Source organism: Paucibacter sp. JuS9, from assembly GCF_044043925.2.
In the GTDB taxonomy this organism is placed as follows: domain Bacteria; phylum Pseudomonadota; class Gammaproteobacteria; order Burkholderiales; family Burkholderiaceae_C; genus JAUASW01.
Map to the genome: position 1 here is coordinate 308349 of NZ_CP194172.1, position 17455 is coordinate 325803.

18 protein-coding genes, 1 tRNA gene and 1 riboswitch are annotated in these 17455 nt (G+C 65.1%); of the genes, 5 read left to right on the plus strand and 14 right to left on the minus strand.

What is annotated here, in order from left to right; translation table 11 throughout:
- Both coaD and ABT392_RS01285 read left to right on the plus strand, forming a co-directional pair.
- The gene (coaD, locus tag ABT392_RS01280; RefSeq protein WP_334279093.1) at positions 1-507 is read left to right on the plus strand and encodes a pantetheine-phosphate adenylyltransferase; all 507 of its coding nucleotides are present in this window, start codon (positions 1-3) and stop codon (positions 505-507) included.
- Positions 508-510: 3 nt separating this feature from the next.
- Positions 511-762 carry a YfhL family 4Fe-4S dicluster ferredoxin gene (locus tag ABT392_RS01285; RefSeq protein ID WP_334279092.1) on the plus strand — a complete coding sequence of 84 codons (252 nt, stop codon included), beginning with the start codon at positions 511-513 and terminating at the stop codon, positions 760-762.
- On the opposite strand, the gene ABT392_RS01290 is transcribed toward ABT392_RS01285, so the two are convergent.
- From ABT392_RS01290 to ABT392_RS01355, 14 genes are all read right to left on the minus strand, one after another.
- Entirely contained in the window at positions 763-2322 is a 1560-nt protein-coding gene (locus ABT392_RS01290; RefSeq protein ID WP_334279091.1) for a DUF3369 domain-containing protein, read from the minus strand.
- A gap of 66 nt (positions 2323-2388) precedes the next feature.
- Complete coding sequence (locus tag ABT392_RS01295; RefSeq protein WP_334279090.1) at positions 2389-3846, minus strand: cobyric acid synthase; 1458 nt, start codon at positions 3844-3846, stop codon at positions 2389-2391.
- A gap of 114 nt (positions 3847-3960) precedes the next feature.
- Positions 3961-4764, minus strand: a complete 804-nt coding sequence (locus tag ABT392_RS01300) for an ABC transporter ATP-binding protein (RefSeq protein WP_395384315.1) — start codon at positions 4762-4764, stop codon at positions 3961-3963.
- The gene (locus ABT392_RS01305; protein WP_395384314.1) at positions 4761-5753 is read right to left on the minus strand and encodes a FecCD family ABC transporter permease; all 993 of its coding nucleotides are present in this window, start codon (positions 5751-5753) and stop codon (positions 4761-4763) included. The genes ABT392_RS01300 and ABT392_RS01305 overlap by 4 nt, the downstream gene beginning before the upstream one ends.
- Positions 5754-5757: 4 nt before the next feature.
- Positions 5758-6651 (minus strand): ABC transporter substrate-binding protein, encoded by an 894-nt coding sequence (locus tag ABT392_RS01310; protein ID WP_395384313.1) that lies wholly within the window; start codon positions 6649-6651, stop codon positions 5758-5760.
- A gap of 36 nt (positions 6652-6687) precedes the next feature.
- Positions 6688-8607 carry a TonB-dependent receptor domain-containing protein gene (locus ABT392_RS01315; protein WP_395384312.1) on the minus strand — a complete coding sequence of 640 codons (1920 nt, stop codon included), beginning with the start codon at positions 8605-8607 and terminating at the stop codon, positions 6688-6690.
- Between the two features lie 87 nt (positions 8608-8694).
- Positions 8695-8933, minus strand: a riboswitch (cobalamin riboswitch).
- Positions 8929-9390, minus strand: a complete 462-nt coding sequence (locus ABT392_RS01320; protein ID WP_395384311.1) for a hypothetical protein — start codon at positions 9388-9390, stop codon at positions 8929-8931. It overlaps the preceding riboswitch by 5 nt.
- Entirely contained in the window at positions 9387-10037 is a 651-nt protein-coding gene (pth, locus tag ABT392_RS01325; RefSeq protein ID WP_334279084.1) for an aminoacyl-tRNA hydrolase, read from the minus strand. The genes ABT392_RS01320 and pth overlap by 4 nt, the downstream gene beginning before the upstream one ends.
- 86 nt (positions 10038-10123) lie before the next feature.
- Positions 10124-10750 (minus strand): 50S ribosomal protein L25/general stress protein Ctc, encoded by a 627-nt coding sequence (locus ABT392_RS01330; RefSeq protein WP_334279083.1) that lies wholly within the window; start codon positions 10748-10750, stop codon positions 10124-10126.
- A 109-nt stretch (positions 10751-10859) separates the two neighbouring features.
- Positions 10860-11822: a ribose-phosphate pyrophosphokinase gene (locus tag ABT392_RS01335; protein WP_334279082.1), complete on the minus strand. Its 963-nt coding sequence runs from the start codon at positions 11820-11822 to the stop codon at positions 10860-10862.
- 71 nt (positions 11823-11893) lie between these two features.
- Positions 11894-11970, minus strand: a tRNA-Gln gene (locus ABT392_RS01340).
- 41 nt (positions 11971-12011) lie between these two features.
- Positions 12012-12914, minus strand: coding sequence for a 4-(cytidine 5'-diphospho)-2-C-methyl-D-erythritol kinase (gene ispE / locus ABT392_RS01345; RefSeq protein ID WP_395384310.1), 903 nt, complete (start codon positions 12912-12914; stop codon positions 12012-12014).
- A gap of 4 nt (positions 12915-12918) precedes the next feature.
- Complete coding sequence (locus tag ABT392_RS01350) at positions 12919-13464, minus strand: outer membrane lipoprotein LolB (protein ID WP_334279080.1); 546 nt, start codon at positions 13462-13464, stop codon at positions 12919-12921.
- Positions 13464-15194 carry a tetratricopeptide repeat protein gene (locus tag ABT392_RS01355; protein WP_395384309.1) on the minus strand — a complete coding sequence of 577 codons (1731 nt, stop codon included), beginning with the start codon at positions 15192-15194 and terminating at the stop codon, positions 13464-13466. Before ABT392_RS01355 ends, ABT392_RS01350 begins: the two co-directional genes overlap by 1 nt.
- Before the next feature lie 80 nt (positions 15195-15274).
- Between ABT392_RS01355 and mutM the strand changes: the two genes are divergently transcribed.
- From mutM to ABT392_RS01370, 3 genes are read left to right on the plus strand one after another with little or no spacing between them, the layout of a single operon-like run.
- The gene (gene mutM, locus ABT392_RS01360) at positions 15275-16090 is read left to right on the plus strand and encodes a bifunctional DNA-formamidopyrimidine glycosylase/DNA-(apurinic or apyrimidinic site) lyase (RefSeq protein ID WP_395384308.1); all 816 of its coding nucleotides are present in this window, start codon (positions 15275-15277) and stop codon (positions 16088-16090) included.
- A complete protein-coding gene (mutY, locus tag ABT392_RS01365; protein ID WP_464970882.1) occupies positions 16075-17127 on the plus strand; it encodes an A/G-specific adenine glycosylase in 1053 nt (350 codons plus the stop codon). The genes mutM and mutY overlap by 16 nt, the downstream gene beginning before the upstream one ends.
- 15 nt (positions 17128-17142) lie before the next feature.
- Positions 17143-17451 carry a hypothetical protein gene (locus tag ABT392_RS01370; protein ID WP_334279076.1) on the plus strand — a complete coding sequence of 103 codons (309 nt, stop codon included), beginning with the start codon at positions 17143-17145 and terminating at the stop codon, positions 17449-17451.
- Positions 17452-17455 lie beyond the last annotated feature (4 nt).

Here is a 17455-nt window from a genome sequence, read left to right on the forward strand (position 1 = left end):
ATGACCTCAGTGACCGTTCTCACCGCCGTCTATCCCGGCACCTTCGATCCCATGACCCTCGGTCATGAGGACTTGATGCGCCGGGCCAGCCGCTTGTTCGAGCGGCTGATCATTGCCGTGGCCGCCGGCCATCACAAGCGCACGATGTTCTCCATCGAGGAGCGCCTGGAAATCGCCACCGAACTGGCCTCCAGGTACCCCAATGTCGAAGTGATCCCCTTTCGCGGCCTCTTGCGCGACTTTGTCGTCCAGCATGACGGCAAGGTCGTTGTGCGGGGCCTGCGCGCGGTCAGCGACTTCGAATATGAATTCCAGATGGCGGGCATGAACCGCAAGCTGATGCCCGAGGTGGAGACCGTGTTTCTGACGCCGTCCGACCAGTTCCAGTTCATCTCGGGCACTTTTGTGCGCGAGATTGCCACTCTGGGTGGTGATGTCTCGCAGTTCGTGTCACCGTCGGTGCGCGAGCGGCTTGCTGAGCGGATCAGCAAGGGCCGTGCGGAGTAAGCCATGGCCTTGATGATTACTGACGAGTGCATCAACTGCGATGTCTGCGAGCCGGAATGCCCGAACGAGGCCATCTCGATGGGCGAGGAGTTCTACCAGATCGAACACAGCAAGTGCACCGAATGCGTGGGCCATTTCGATGAGCCGCAATGCGTGCAGCTGTGCCCCGTGGCCTGCATACCGGTGAACCCGGCCCATGTGGAGAGCCGCGAAATGCTGATGCAGAAATACCTGAGGCTGACCGCAGCTGCCTGATCAGGCCTCCAGGTCCGGGAAGCGCTCGTAGATGCTCTTCACGGCATCCATGCGCTCGAACAGCAATCGCACCAGGTTCGGGTCGAACTGCAGGCCGGCCTGCTCTCGCACATAGCTGAGGGCGGTTTCGAACTGCCAGGGATCCTTGTAGCAGCGGCGACTCACCAGCGCATCCAGCACGTCGGCCAATGCAACGATGCGGCCGGCGATGTGGATCTGCTCGCCAGCAAGTGCGCGCGGATAGCCGCCGCCGTCCCAGCGCTCGTGGTGTTCATGCGCGATGATGGCGCCCAGCTGCAGGATGCGCTTGTCTGACTTGTTCAGCAGCTCGTAGCCGATGCGCGCATGGGTCTTCATCACTTCCCATTCCTCGGCATCGAGCTTGGCGGGCTTGTTCAGCACCCGGTCGGGAATGCCAATCTTGCCGACGTCGTGCAAGGGCGCGGCCTGTCGCACGAACTCCACGTCATTGCTGCGCAGGCCTGCGGCCTCGGCCAGCAAGGCCGAGAGCTCGCCCACGCGACGCACATGCGCACCGGTTTCCTTGCTGCGCTTCTCGACCGCCTCGCCAATGATGTAGACGGTGGAGCGTTGCGTTTCCTGGATCTCCTCGCGCAGCAGCAGGCTTTCGTAGGTGATGGCCACGTTGGCGCAGAAGATCTCCAGCAACTCTCGTGCACTGGCATCCACAGGCTCGGAGAACACCATGTACAGCAGGCTTTCATTGCCGCTGCTGCTGCGGTAGTAGCCGACGCAGCGGTGGGGCTCGAAGAAGCTTTGCTGCTCCCGCAGTGCCCGCTCCAACGCTTCACGCACGTCCTCGGGCAGGGTGTTGAGTTCCTCGTCGACCAGCAGCCGTGAATACTCGGCCGTGGCAGCCAGCACCTTCAGGTGGCCTTCCATGTGCGAGGCTGCATAGGCGGAGACGCGGCTGGCACAAAGTCCTTGCGCCTCGTAGCCCAGCAGATGCGCCACCTGCTCAAGCACGGCAGATGCGAAGCGGCGCAGATTGTGCGAGTCGTAGACCTTGGTGATCGCGTCTATCGAGCGGCGCAGCGCCAACCGCGACTGCTCGATGATCATGATGTCGCGGTAGCTGCGCAGCGCGGTGTAGAAGACCGTGATCAGCTTGCGCTTGGTCAGCTCGGTCTTTTCCTTGTAGTCATTGATGTCATAGCTCTTGATGACATGCTCTTCCGGCGCCTGACCCGGCTGGCCGGTGCGCAGGACGATGCGCACATGGTGGTTGTCCAGGTCGCCGCGAATGTAACGCGCCAGATCCAGGCCAGCATGTTCGGTTTCCATCACCACGTCGAGCAGGATCAGGGCGATGTCCTGGCGCGTGCCCAGCAGCTCGCGCGCTTCGGCAGCGCTGTAGGCGTCGAGGAACTGCAGCCGCCGGCCGGAGAACTCGAAGTCCGACATGACCAGCTGGGTTACCTGGTGCACGGCCGGGTCATCGTCAACAATCATGACCACCCAGGGGTCCAGCACCTTGGTTGCGGTCGCACTGCCAGCGGATGTCTCGGGCGCCTCGTCGGCAAACACCATGTCGGTCATCGGATCCCCCATCGCGGTAGGGTGATTATTACCATAGCCAAGGGTGCCGAGGCGAAAGAGCTTGCGCTAGCTCAAAAGGCGCATAAGGCTGCCCGATTGGAAATGCTGCGCCACATAGTCGGCCAGGCCTTCGAACACCAGGTCCAGGTCCGGCGAGTCCTGGCCGAACAGGGCCTGCATCACCGCAGGCTGCTCGAAAAGACCGTGCGCGTAGCAGCCCAGCACCGGTCCTTGCTGCCAGCCTATGGTCTCGCCTTCGCGGGTCATCAGGGCCGGCATTGCAGTCGGCAGGTCGGGGTGCTGCTGCGTGCGGCCCTGCCGTATTTCGTAGCCCCTGGCCGAAAGCCCGGCCAGAGACTGCCAGGGGGTGGCCAGCTGGGCGGCAAAGCGCAGCTCGGCGGGGCGCAACAGCTTCTCGCGCTCGTATTGCGTGACCAGCGGCAGCAGGCCCAGGCCCGGCGCATTGCCGTCCAGGCCATGGGGGTCCAGCAAGGCTTCGCCCAGCATCTGCAGGCCGCCGCAGATCCCCAGCACCGGCTTGCCTGCGGCAGCATGGCCATTGATCACGGCGTCGAGCTTCTGGGCGCGCAGCCAGGCCAGGTCGGCCGCCACCGATTTGGAGCCGGGCAGGATGATCCAGTCGGCACCCTGCAGCTGCCGCGGCTCGCGGGCCCAGATGAGTTGCACGCCCGGCGCATTGCGCAGCGGCTGGAACTCGTCGAGGTTGGAGATGCGGGGGTAGGCGACCACGGCAATGGTCAAGCCGTCGGCAGCGCTGCTGCGATCATCGAATAAACCGTCTTCCTCGGGCAGGCCGTGACCCCGCCACATGGGCAGCACGGCCAGTGTGGGCACGCCGGTCAATGTCTGCAATTGCTCCGGGCCGGGGGCGAGCAGGTTGGCGTCCCCTCGAAAGCGGTTCAAGACGAAACCGCGCAGCAGCGCCCGCTCGTTGGCAGGCATCAATTGGTGGGTACCGTACAGATGGGCGAAGGCGCCGCCACGGTCGATGTCCGTCACCAGCAGGCAGGCGGCATTCACTTCCAGCGCGGTGCGCATGTTGACGAAGTCCGACGCATGCAGGTTGATCTCGGCCGGCGAGCCGGCGCCTTCGATCACCACCACGTCGTTCTCCTGCATCAGTTCATGCAGGGGCGGCCGCGCCGCGCGCCACAGATGCTCGCTGCGCTCGCGCCAGGGCATGCGGCTCAGGGCCTCGTCCACCTCTCCGAGCAGCACGACCTGTGACGAGGTTTCGGCCTCGGGCTTCAGGAGCACCGGGTTGTGCCGCACCTCGGGTGTGCAGCGCGCCGCCAGGGCCTGGAAGTACTGGGCACTGCCTATCTCGCCAGCGCGACCCTCGCGCCCCTGCACCACGCGGGCGTTGTTGCTCATGTTCTGTGCCTTGAAGGGCGCGACCTTGAGCCCCTGGCGTGCATAGAAGCGGCACAGGGCCGTGGCCAGCCAGCTCTTGCCGGCGCCGCTGGTCGTGCCCAGCACCATCACGGCCTTGGCGCGGTTCATCGCCCACCCCCTGCAAAGAACGCGGCTACCGCTGCGTGGTTGGACGGGAAGTAGTGATGCAGATAGCCTGCCCGAAGGCTTCCGCACTGGAAGAGCGCCGGAACCCGCCGCTGCTCAGTCATGGCGGCGCCCATGCAGCGGCAGCACATTGCTGATGCGAGCCGGCGCTGCCGCCGGCAGCACGAGCCATTGGCCATTGAGCTCAATCATCTGCAGGCGATGCTGGAACACTTGCTGCAGCGCATCGCGGGTTGCGGCATCCTCGGGCGAGCCCAGGTGCACGGTGCGGCCGACGTCCATCACCAGGAGCCTGTCGGCCTGCAGGGCGATATTGAGCTCATGCAGGACCGAGATCACCGTCGCGCCAGCGGCAGCGCGCTCGCGCACCAGCGTCAGCCAGTCGGCCTGGTGCGGCGGGTCCAGATGGGCGAGCGGCTCGTCCATCAAGAGCAAAGCGGATTCGGTGGCCAGCGCGCGGGCCAACAGCACACGCTGGCGTTCGCCCCCGGACAGCTGATTCACGGGCCGCGCTCGCCATTCCCAGCATTGCGTCTGCCGCATCGCCCGCTCGACGGCGGCGACGTCCGCAGCGCTTGGCGGCGCGAGCCAGGCACGATGCGGCAAGCGGCCCAGCATCACCACTTCTTCTGCCAGCAGCTCGTCGGTGCTGGCCTCGTTCTGGCCCAGCCAGGCCAAGGCTCGAGCGCGCTCGCGGCCCGACCATTTGCTCAGTTCGCGCCCTTGCAGCTCCACCTTGCCTTCTAACGGCAGGAGGCCGGCCAACGCCTTCAGCAGCGTGGATTTTCCGGCACCGTTCGGGCCGACGATGGCCGTCCATCCGCCGCTGAGCTGCAGCTTGCAGTCGCCGAGGATGGTCTTGCCACCCAGGGCCAGATGGCGGATATCAGCGCTGATCATGCGCGCTGCTCCGCAAAGCTCTTGCGCCGCATCAGCTTCAGGAGATAGGCGCCGCCCAGCAGCGACGTGACGATGCCCACCGGCAATTCCTGTGGCGCAACCACCCAGCGGGCAACGATGTCGGCCGAGAGCAGCAAGAGGCCGCCCATGCATGCCGCCAGCGCCAGCAGCCAGCCATGGCTGCAGTGCAAGCGGCTGCGCACCAGGTGTGGCGCGACCAGGCCGACGAAGGCGATCAGGCCGGCTTGCGCGACGGCGGCGCCGGTGCACAGGGTCAGCGTCGCAATCAGGATCAATCGAACCATGGCCAGGCGCACGCCCAGGCTTTGGGCCGTGTCAGCGCCCAGGCTCAAGGCATCCAGCGCGCGGGCGGCACCGAGGCCGACAAGCAGAGCCACCAGCAACACTGGCGCCATCACGCCCACGCTTTGCCAGCTGAGGAAACCTGTGCTGCCGAGCATGAAGGCCTGCATCGAACGCAAGACATCGGCAGCGGTCAGGGTCAGCATCGACGTGATCGCGCCGAGAACCACGCCAACGATGACACCGGCCAGCAGCAGGCGCATCGTCTGTTCCAGGCCCTTGGCGAGAATCATGGTCAGCGCGACCGCGAAGACAGCGCCGGCAAAGGCGGCCGTGGTCATGCCGATCTTGTAGCCCAGGGCCGCCGCTGTTGGCGACCAACCCAGCGCGACCAAGAGCAAGGCCACACCCAGCGAAGCACCACTCGAGGCGCCGAGCAGATAGGGGTCGGCCAGCGGATTGCGAAACAGCCCCTGCGCCACCGCACCCGCGAGGCCCAAGAGCGCACCGGTCAACCAGGCGCCGATGGAACGCGGCAGTCGGATCTGCCAGAGGATCTGTCGGCCCACAGCGTCGTCCGCCGCTGGCAGCGCGAGGCCTTCGCTGCCAACGCCAATGCCGAGCAGCAGCAGCGCGGCACTGAGCAGCAGCAAGATGGCGAGCACGGTGACGGCCTTGCGGTTCATGGCTTCACTTCTTCACCGCAGCGAGCTCCTGGAGGCAGCGCAGTACAGCCTGCGCTCCTTCACCCATGCGGGGGCCAGGTCTTGCCATCAGGTCGCCTTCGGCCGAGCTGAAGCGGCAGATGCGTTGATCACGCATGGCAGCGATGCGTTCCCATCCGGGGCGATCGGTCAGCTTCTGGGCATTGCGTTGCGACACCAGTATCAATTGCGGATCGGCGCGCACGACGAACTCGGGGTTCAGCTTGGGGAAAGGACCCAGCGCGGCCGGCACGATATTGCGCAGGCCCAGGCGAGCCAGGATCTCGCCGCTGAAGGAGGGCTCGCCAGCGGCATAGGGCGCGCTGTCGACCTCGTAGTAGACGCGCAAGCCCTTCATCGATTCGGGCACTTGCGCGGCTGCAGCGGCGAGTTGCCGCTCGATGGTCTCTTTCAGCTGCGGGCCGGACTTGCTTTCGAGCAGGCGGGAGAGCGAGTCGATATGGCGGCGCACATCGGCGAGATTCAGGGTGTCGAGCACCAGCGTCTTGACGCCCAGCGCACCGAGGCGGTCATGCAGGCGCGAGGCCGGGCTCAGCATCACCAGATCGGGCCGCAAGGCCACGATGGCCTCGACCGAGGCATCGTCCATGGCGCCGAGCTTGGGCAGCTTGGCAATGCTGGCCGGGAAATTGGCATAGCGGTCCACGCCCACCAGGCGCTCGCAGGCGTCCAGTGCGCAGACCAGCTCGGTCAGGGAGGGCAGGAGGGAGACGATGCGCCGTGGCGGCTCGCTCCACTGCTGCTTGCGACCGAGATCATCGGTGAGGCTGATGTCGGCGGCCCGCGAAGGGCCGCCGCTCAGGGACAGGCCGCAAAGCAGGACCAGGAGAAAGGAAGTCCTCTTGATTCTCTGCGTCACGGGCTGTCGTCCTCTGCTTCAGTGCTTAAACCAGGTTCAGAGCGCAGGCGTCCAGCGCAGGCCGATGAGGGCCTGGCGAGGGCCGGTGGCATAGCCGTTGGCGTACTGGTAGGCGCGGTCGAAGACATTGTCCAGCTTCAATTGCAGGCGCAGTTCCTTCGTGAAGCTGTATTGCGCATCGAGCGTCACCACGCTGTAGCCAGGCAGGCGGACCGTGTTGGCCGCGTTGTCATAGCGATGGCCACTGCTCAGCAGCTGTGCGCCGAACTCCCAGCCTGCAACGCTGTAGTCGGCACGCAGCTTGGCTTGACGCTCCGAGCGACGTGCCAGCAGCTTGCCGGAGTTGGCAGTGGCCGCGCCGCCGCCGGTGCTCGCGTCTCGTGGCGCTTGCAGGTCCAAGGAGCCAGACAGGCGCAACGAGCCGAAGCTGCTGGCTGCATTCAGGCTGATGCCTTGCAGTCGCGCCTGGCTGACGTTTTCGTAGCAGCCGAACTGGTTCGGGCACTTCTTGATGTCAGCGGCGCCGAAGATGATCAGGTCGTTGATCAGGTTGCGGTAGGCGGTCACGCCAAAGCTCGTGCCGGCGTTCTCGTACTGCAGCGCGATTTCGCTGTTCTTGCCATGCTCGGCCTGCAGATGCTGGTTGCCGTAGGGGCTGAAGCGCTGGTAGAGCGTCGGCGCACGGAAGGCAGTGCCCACGGAGCCCTGGACGCGCCACTGCGGCGTCAGGCGGTAACCTGCAGCCAGGCTGCCCGTAGTGCTGCCGCCGAATTCGCTGTCGCGGTCATGGCGGGCGTGGGCTTGCACCGACAGCGGGCCCGAGCCCCAGACATAGCCGGCGCCAATCGCATTCTGATGGCGGTCGGCGGCGCCCGGCGTTGCGCTTTGTGGCAGGCTGGTGTTCAGGAGCTTGTCTTCACGACGCTCGACCAAGGCATTCAGCTGGCCGGAGCCCAGGCGCATGCTCGCATTGAAGGCATAGGCGCGGATGCGGGTTTCGGTCAGGTAAATGCTGGGCGCTGTCTCGTAGCGGTCCATCGATTCGCCGACCGAGAACTCGCTTGACAGGTCCTTGCTCCACTGGGCCGACCAGGCAGCGCGCAGCGCACGCATGTCGTTGCGGGTGCGGTCGTCGGTCTTGGGCTTGGCCGAGGCGTCGTACTGCGCATCCATCTTGTTCTTCAGGCCCAGCAGCTCGACGCGGTGTTGCTTGTTCAGCTGCAGGCCCAGGCGTGCGCTGCCGCTGGTGGACTTGTAGCCATCGTTGTCGGGCGTGAAGGTCGCGTCTGTCGTGGGGCGCGAGTTGAAACCGTCGCTGCGCTCGGTGGACAGCGTGATGGCGTAGTCCAGCATGCCGCTGGCGCCAAAGATGCTGCCGTCAAGCTTGCGCAGGCCCAGGCTACCGGCGCCAACGCCCAGCTCGACCTGCGGCTTGCCGTCGCCCTTGCGGGTGAAGACTTGCACCACGCCGCCGACGGCGTCCGAGCCGTACACGGCAGCGGCAGGGCCGCGGATGATTTCCACGCGTTCGATCTGGGCCAGCGGAATCGCGTTCCAGCTGGCGCCGCTGCTGGCTTGCGAATCGAAGCGCACGCCGTCGATCAGCACCGTGGTGTGGCGCGTCTCGGCGCCGCGCACAAACATCGAGGTCTGGGCGCCGGGGCCGCCGGTGCGGACCATCTCGAAGCAGGCCTGGTTGCGCAGCAGGTCAGCCAGCGTGCCGAGGGCCTGGCGCTCGATGTCGGCGCGGGTCAGCACGGTCACATCGGCCAGCACATCGGCGAGGCGCTGCGGGCTGCGGGTGGCGGTGACAACCACCGAGTCCAGCTTGTTGGCGTTGTTCTGGGCGGTTGCGGGCATGCAGGCAATGGTGCAGGCAGCGGCCAGGGCGAGGGGAGTGGCACGCAGCGAAGCGGCCAGCAGGCGACGCTCTTGGCGTCGAGTCGTGGAGGTCATGAGAGAACGGGATCCGAAATACAACCAGTGGCCAGCTTCCCCGCAGGCCCCTGTGAATCGATGCTGTGCCGCCCAATTTCTTGGGCGAGCGCGCACCACCTGTTGGCCGGTATCCGGGCTGGTGGCACGCATCCCTGAATCCTTCCCAGCGCTCATGCGCCAGTGGATGTGTCGTTCAGGAACTGGAAGCCGGGCGGCTTCGTCCACTTACCGTTGCGGGGACAGCTCAGGTTGGCTTTGCTCCGCTGGAGCTTGGCTTCCTGATTCCCGTTTAACTGCCCCGGCATGTTTGCCTAAGGGCGAGCACCAACGGACGGGATTCTAGCGGGGCGCCGAGGAAGCGCCGGCCGGCACGGAAGACTTGTTGCGCTGCGGCAAGAACTTGGGTTTCTTGGGCTGTGGCTTGGCATGGGGGCTCGAGGCCGCTGCGCCCGGGGTGGCCGCAGGTGAGGCCAGGCCATCGATTCGGCCTGGAGCTGCCTGATTCTTGCGCTGCGTGGCCTCGGCCTGCAGCCGTTCCTGCTCCATTCGATCCGCCTGCTTGCGCTCGGCGGCAGCGCGCTCGCGCGCCTCGCGCTGCTGAGTGGCGGAGGGCTGATCAAACGCAACGGACTGAGCCGTGCCAGTGGGCTTGTCGCTGCAAGGGCTGTCCTGCAACTGGCGGCCTTCGGGGCCGCAACGGTAGATCTGGGCCTCGCGCCGTTGTGTCTGCGCCGGTGCGCTGCTGCTGAGGACTGCGAGGAGCAGGAGGTACAGCAGAGCGACAACCGGCGTCTTGGTCATGGCGTGGTTTCTGGTGTTGAAGGAGGAGGAGAAGCCGGTGCCGGCGGCTTGGGAGGCTTGGGGCGTGGCGGCTTGGCGTGGATCTTCATCATGGCCTTTTCCATGTCGCCGGCCAGCATCAGCGTCAGCGATTCATAGGATTTGGCGATGCAATCCTCAACCGCCTGGCGCTCCTCCAGCGGCGGCTTGCGCAGCACATAGTTCGCCACCTCGGCCTTGTGACCGGGATGGCCAATGCCCAGACGCAGACGCCAGAAGTTGGCGCTGGCTAGCTGGGCCTGCATGTCTTTCAAGCCGTTGTGCCCGCCGTTGCCGCCGCCCTGCTTGAACTTCATCTGTCCAGCCGGCAGGTCGAGCTCGTCGTGGACTGCGAGGATCTCTTCAGGCGCGATCTTGAAGAAGCGCGCGAGCGCTGCGACCGACTTGCCCGAGAGGTTCATGTAGGTCATCGGCTCGAGCAGCCAGATCGGGCCCGGCGCGCCTGGTGCATTGTTCACGCGGGCCACGAGGCCGTGATAGTTGCGGTCCAGCTGCAGCGAGGTGCCCAGGCCGCGTGCCACGCCATCAATCCACCAGAAGCCGGCGTTGTGGCGGGTGTCAACGTATTCGGAACCTGGGTTGCCCAGGCCAACAAGCAAGCGAATCATGGGCGTGGATTATCGGGGTGGCGAACAAGAAAAAAGGCCCTGCGGTGCAGGGCCTTCCTCTGTAGAGCTGAAGCTCGACGCAAGAATTACTTCTTGCCCTTCTTCTTGCCCTTGCCGTCGTCTGCCGGAGCAGCTGCGACAACGATCACTTCTTCCGACACCGGCTCGACCGGGGTTGCGATCACCGGGTTCGGCTTGCCGTGCGTCACGACCTTGATGCCTTCCGGCAGCTTGATGTCGTTGACGTGCAGCGAGTGACCCTTGGTCAGGCCGCTCAAGTCCACTTCGATGAACTCAGGCAGTTGCTGCGCCAGGCAGGTGATGGCCAGTTCGGTCACGACGTGGTTGACCGTGCACTTGTCGGTCTTCACTGCCACCGAGTTCTCTTCACCGATGAAGTGCAGGGGCACCTTCTTCGTGATCTTGGTCGTGCTGTCGACGCGCTGGAAGTCGATGTGCAGCACTTGCGGCTTGTACGGGTGCATCTGGAAATCACGCAGCAGCACCTTCGAAACGGCGCCGTTGAGTTCCATGTCGAGGATGGAGCTGTGGAAAGCTTCCTTCTTCAGGGCGTGGAACAGTGCGTTGTGATCGAGTTCGATCATGGCGGGTTCGCCGGCACCAAAAACAATACCGGGGACCTTGCCCGCGATACGCAGGCGGCGGCTCGCTCCGGTCCCCTGCAGCTTGCGCTCAAAAGCGACAAAGTTCATAACAGACTCCAAACAATGGATGGGCACCCGCGACCAGGTTTGCCCGTGAATTGCAGCGTTGCCGCTGCGGCTTTACGGCCGCCCCGGCTTGAACCGAGGCGGCAGATTCTTAGAAATTGTTGTTCTGCTCGCTAAACAGGGAAGTGACCGACTCACCGTCAGAGATGCGGCGGATCGTCTCGGCGAACAGGAAGGCCACCGACAGCTGGCGGATCTTGCCGCAGGCCTTGGCCGCGTCGTTCAGCGGAATGGTGTTGGTGATCACCACTTCATCGAGCTGGGACTTCGAGATGCGCTCGATCGCCGGGCCAGACAGGATGGGGTGGGTGCAATAAGCAAACACGCTCTTGGCGCCGCGGTCCTTCAGGACCTCGGCCGCCTTCACCAGCGTGCCGGCGGTGTCGATCATGTCGTCCATGATCACGCAATTGCGGCCGTCGATCTCGCCGATCACGTGCATCACTTCGGAGACGTTGGCGGCCGGACGGCGCTTGTCGATGATGGCCAGGTCGCAACCGAGCTGCTTGGCCAATGCGCGGGCGCGCACCACGCCACCGACGTCGGGGCTCACGACCACCAGGTCGGAATAGTTGCGGGCCTTCAGGTCTGACAGCAGCACCGGCGAGGCGTAGATGTTGTCGACCGGGATGTCGAAGAAGCCTTGAATCTGGTCCGCGTGGAGGTCCATCGTCAGGACGCGCTCGACGCCGACGGTTTCCAGCAGGTTGGCCACAACCTTGGCCGAGATCGGCACGCGGGTGGAACGCGGGCGGCGGTCCTGGCGGGCATAACCGAAGTAGGGGATCACAGCGGTGATGCGGCGAGCGCTGGCGCGCTTCAGGGCATCGACCATGATCAGCAACTCCATCAGATTTTCGTTGGTCGGCGCGCAGGTGGGCTGAATAACGAAGACGTCGCGGGCGCGGACGTTCTGCTGGATCTCGACCGTCACCTCGCCATCGGAGAAGCGACCGACCACGGCCTTGCCGAGTTCGAGCCCCAGATGAGTGGCGATTTCTTGGGAGAGGACCGGGTTGGCATTACCCGTGAAGAGGACGGTGTTGAGCAGCACGACGGGCCATCCTTTGAATCAATGGCCCCGCGGCCAGCCCTGCGGGTCCCGGAGGTGAATAAACAGAAATTTGGCAGGGGCGGAAGGATTCGAACCTGCGCATGTCGGAATCAAAATCCGATGCCTTAACCAGCTTGGCGACGCCCCTACACAGGACACTGCAGAGGCTGCAGCACCCTATAACTTTGCTCAGTTGTCAGCCCAACCGCGTAACGGATGAACTTCCAGACTGCGGCACATTCTAGCAACCCATCCAGAGGGAAGCCCCTCTGCGAACGTCATGGACTGACAGTTTGCGCCTTCTTTCCCATCCACTCTGGCAAACACCGTGCTGCCCGAACCGGTCATCCGGCTGTTGCCGAATTTGCTCTGCAAAATCTGCAGGGCCTGACCAACTTCGGGGCTGAGAGCCTCGGCTGCTGGTTGCAAATCATTGCGACCAAAACCCGGGTCAAACCCCTGTTGGGTTTCGCCTGAAAGCTCGCTGCCGTTGTGTGCAGGAAAGCCCGCTACTATAGCCACAGAATTCGATCTTGCCAAGTGGGGGCTCGAAAAAATGTCCTTGGTGGCGATGCTTTGCTGAGGCTTCACGACGGCAAAACATTGCTCGGGCAAGGAGATCGGGTGCAGGACATCACCGATGCCTTCGACGAATGCATGCGTGCCGCCAAGGAAGAAGGGAACGTCGGCGCCCAGGCTCAGCCCCAGCGGCAAGAGCTTGCTCAAAGGCCAGTTCAAGCCCCACAAGCGGTTCAAGGCCAGCAGCGTGGACGCGGCATCCGACGAGCCACCGCCCATGCCGGCGCCGGCTGGCAGGCGCTTCTCGATGTGGATGTCAGCCCCAAGGCCGCAGCCGCTCTGGGACTGCAAGGCGCGGGCTGCGCGCAGGCAGAGGTCATCGGGAGGCAGGGCATCGCCGCTGTCGTGGCGATGCAAGGCGCCGTCGTCGCGGCGCTCGAAATGCAGGGTGTCGGCCCAGTCGATCAGGGCGAAGATTGACTGCAGCAGGTGATAGCCGTCGGGCCGCTTGCCGACCACATGCAGGAACAGGTTCAGCTTGGCCGGGGCCGGAACTTCGTAGAGCGCGCGCATCGCCTCATTGTCCCGCGACAGGAGACTCGAGGCGGGCTCGCAGCACCACTTCGTTGGGCTCGCTGCGCCGGGCGACTATCAAGCTCTTCTCTGCAAAGCCGCTGAGATCCACGGTCCAGCCGAGCTGCTTGAAGCCCTTGGTCTCGCCCTCTAGCGTCTGGCTGGGTGCATCAGGCCAGGGGCGGCCGCGCAGCCAGTCGAACAGGGCTGCAACTGGAATGGCTTCGCCCAGCAGGTCCTGCGTCAGGGTGTCGAGGTCTGGGTAGCGACGCTGCTCCTTTGGCGTCTGCATGAGCACAGATTCGCCGTCCCAGCGCGTGCGGGCGATCAATTGGCCCAGCGGTGTGCTGAGTTCCAGCAGGCCGGCTCGCGGCGTGCCTTGCAGATCAAAGCTGCCGCTACCGCCCTGGTCGCTGCCAGTGACCTTGACGCTCAGCTTGCCGCTGAACTGCATCGCGTCGGCCTGCACAGGCAGGGGCTGCGACTTGTCGCTGATGCTGGCGCAGGCCGTCAATGCCGCGGCAAGCGCGGCCACGAGCAAGCGTCGCATCAAGGCTTGGCCTTGAGCCGCTGCTGCGTGTCGCGCAGGGCTTCGTTGCTCGGGTCGCGCTTGGCGCCCTCGGCCCAGACACGTCGTGCCTCGTCCTGCTGCTGGGTCACCCACAGCAGTTCGCCCAGGTGGGCTGCGATCTCGGCGTCAGGGCGCGACTGGTAGGCCTGGCGCAGCAGCTTCAAGGCTGCGTCATGGTTGCCCAGGCGGTACTCGACCCAGCCCATGCTGTCGACGATGAAAGGCTCGTTGGGTGCGTACTGCAAGGCCTTGGCGATCAGCTCGCGGGCCTCGGGCAGGCGCTCGCGCCGATCGGCCAGCGAATAGCCCAGTGCGTTGTAGGCGTGATAGTGCTCGGGCTTGAGCTCGATGACGCGACGCAGCAGCGTTTCCATCTGGTCCACGCGGCCGAGCTTCTCTGCTGCCATCGACTGCTCGTAGATCAGGTCCACATCGCCCTCGAAGCGCTTGTTGGCCTGTTCGAGAACTTCGTAAGCCAGCTTCCACTGCTGCGATTCGCGCAGCAACTGGGCTTCGGCGATCAACTTGGCGCGGCCTTCGGCGTCGCTGGTTTCGGGCAGGGCCTGGATGAGCTTGCGGGCCTGTTCGATCTTGCCCTGGCGGGCCAGCAGCGAGGCGCGGCGGAACTGGGTTTCGGTGGCGCGCTGCGGGTTGTCGACCTTGGCCAGCCAGCTCTCTGCCGCCTTGTAGTCGCGCCGCATTTCCGCGGCTTGCGCCAGTTGCAGCCAGGCTTGCTGGAGCGCTTCCTTGGCGTCGAAGTCCTTGCTCGGAGGCATCTGCTCGATGCGTTTGACGAACTCGTTCAGCGCCAGTTCCGCGGCTTCCGGATGGTGGAGATCCAGCTCGAGCGCGCCGAGCGCATACCAGGCCGAGGGCAACTCGGGCGAGCGTTGGGTCACGAGACGGAACTCGCGCGCAGCATCGGCGCTGCGCTGCGAGCGGGCCAGTGCGCGGCCGTAGGCCTGGCGCAGGGAATGGCTGTCGGGGTGGGCGGCGAGGTGGTCGGCGACGACGGACTCTGCCTCCTTGCTGGACTGCATCAGTTCAAGCGCCAGCAATGGGGGCTCATCTGCGTCTGGCGCCGTCTGGGCTGCCAGGCGCACCAGCTCCAGAGCGCGAGCCGGCTCGGCGGCCATCGAGGCCAGGCGGCCATTGACCAGCAAGGCCATCAGCTTGGTGGACGGCAGGCGAGCCTGCTCCTGCAGTACCGGTTCCACGGCGGCCAGCACCTTCTTCGGCTCGGGCGAGCGCTGGAACAGCCGGGGCAGCGAGGCCAGTACGGCAATCCGCTGGTCTTCAGGCGTCAAGGCCAGCAGTGAACGCAGCGGTGCGGTGGCGTCCGCTGGGCGGTTCAGGAGGGTCACGAGCTGCAGCGTCATCTGCTGCGCTTCGATCGACTCCGGCACCGCATCGCGCCAGGCTCGTGCGGCGCTCAGTGCTTCGTCGCCGGCCCGAGCCTGCAATGCGATGTCTACGACACGCCGGAAAAGTGCCTCGTCGCCGGTGCGGCGTGCGGCATCAAGCAGCACCTGAAAGGCCACGCCGGGCTGGCCCGAGCGCAGCTCCATTTCGCCCACCAGCAACTGGTAGAACAGCGGCGCATCCATGTCGGAATTCGGCGGCGGCACCGGGTTGGCGCGTGCCGTCAGGCTGCTTGCGAGCAGGGCGGTGCACAGGGCGAGCTTGTGCAGGGCGGGGGTCTTGCGCATTGCTGAATGCTCCTGGTGGAGGCTCTAGTTGCGGGCCATTCTAGGGACGCTCTGTAAAGCTGCCACTTATCATGCCGGCCATGCCGGAATTGCCTGAGGTCGAAGTCACCCGCCGCTCGTTTGCCGACGCCATCGAGGGAGCGCGGGTCGAGGCTGTACGCCTGGGCAAGCCCTTGCGTTGGCCACTGGGCATCGAGCCGGGAGCGCTCAAGGGTCAGCGCGTCGGCCAGGCCCTGAGAAGAGGTAAATATTTGTGGCTGCCGCTGGAAAAGGGTGGCCTTCTGATGCATCTGGGCATGTCGGGCTCGCTGAATTTCTCGGCCGCCTCGTCGGCACCTGGTTTTCATGATCATTTCGACCTGCAGACCGACCGTGGCCTCTTGCGCCTGACTGATCCGCGCCGCTTTGGCGCTGTCGTCTGGTCGCCATCGTTGGAAGATGATCCGGCGGCCAAGCTGCTTTCCACACTCGGCCTGGAGCCCTTCGACCCTCGCTTTGACGGCGCCCATCTGCATGCCGGCCTGTCGGGCCGACGCGTCGCAGTGAAGCTGGCCTTGCTGGCGGGCGACATCGTGGTCGGTGCCGGCAATATCTACGCTTGCGAAGCGCTGTTTCGCGCCGGTATCGACCCGCGCGTGCCGGCGCATAAGGTCAGTCGTCCGCGCGCTGCCAAGTTGGCGGCAGCGGTGCGCGGCGTACTGGCCCAGGCGCTTGAGGCGGGCGGGACAACCCTGCGGGATTTCAAGGACGCGCACGGCGTGGCCGGCAGCTTCCAGATGCAGGCCGAGGTCTATGGCCGCGAAGGGTTGCCCTGCCTGCACTGCGGCACCAAGATCAAGCGCATCGTGCAGGGCGCGCGGTCAACATTCTTCTGCCCCTCATGCCAGAAGCGCTGAAGGCAGTGAGCACCTTGAGCGCGATGAAGCTGCCCATGGAATTCGGCCCCTTGCTGGTGGCCTGGCAACGCAAGCATGGCCGGCATGAGCTGCCTTGGCAGAACACGCAGGACCCGTACCGTGTCTGGCTCAGCGAAATCATGCTGCAGCAGACCCAGGTGACGACCGTGCTGGCCTACTACCAGCGCTTCCTGCAGCGCTTTCCGACTGTTGCAGATCTCGCGGCGGCATCGCTCGATGAGGTCCTGGCCATGTGGCAAGGGTTGGGCTACTACAGCCGGGCCCGCAATCTGCACCGTTGCGCCGTTGCCGTGGCGGCGCTGCCGGACGGTGCTTTCCCGCGCACAGCGGTCGAGCTGGCGGAGCTGCCCGGCATTGGCCGCTCGACGGCAGCGGCCATTGCGGCCTTCTGTTTCGGTGAGCGCGTGGCCATCCTCGACGGCAATGTGAAGCGGGTCTTGACGCGCCTGCTGGCTTTCGAGGGCGACATGGCCAGCAGCGCGCAGGAGAAATTGCTCTGGAAACATGCCGAAGCGCTGCTGCCGGACGAGGGCATCACGGCCTATACGCAGGGCCTGATGGACCTGGGCTCCAGCATCTGCTCGACCCGCTCGCCGCAATGCTTGCTATGCCCGGTGTCCGAGCTGTGTTCAGCGCGCGCGGCCGGGGAGACCGAGCGCTACCCGGTCAAGACGCGCAAGCTCAAGCGCGGCCGGCGCGAGAACTGGTGGCTGTGGCTGGAGAATCCGGCGGGCGAGGTGCTCTTGCAGCAGCGACCGGAGACGGGCGTCTGGGCGGGCCTCTGGACCCTGCCGCTGTTTGATGACGAGGCCGCGCTGCTATTGGCTGCCGAAGGCCTGGAGCCCGAAGTCCTCCCCCGCATTGAACATGCCCTGACGCATTTCGACTGGATCCTGCATCCACGCCGGGCCGTTCTGACCAATGGCTATCAGGCGGCCGGCGTTGGACAATGGGTAGCTCGCGAGAAACTGGCCAGCTATGCGCTGCCCGCGCCGCTGAAGAAATTGCTTGGTTGAGGAGACAAGCGAACCATGAATGCTGCAGTGAAGAATGCCATCGAGTCCGCCCTGATCGCCATGCTGGTCGGTGCCGTGTGCCTGGGGCTCCTGATCATGGGCAATAACGGCGAAGAAGAGATTTCAGCCCTGCGAGCCAGCATGCTGAGCCTGGGTATTGCCGGCGCCATGGTGGCCCATTGGGTTTTCATGGCCCAGGCCTTGAAGCTGAGCGGCCGCTCGCTGCTGCCCTGGCTGATCGCACTCATCGTCTTCGTGCCCATCGCCTCGGTGGTCTTGCTCGCGCTGCTGATATCGGGCAACAAGACCAGCCAGGCCGGCTGAGGCT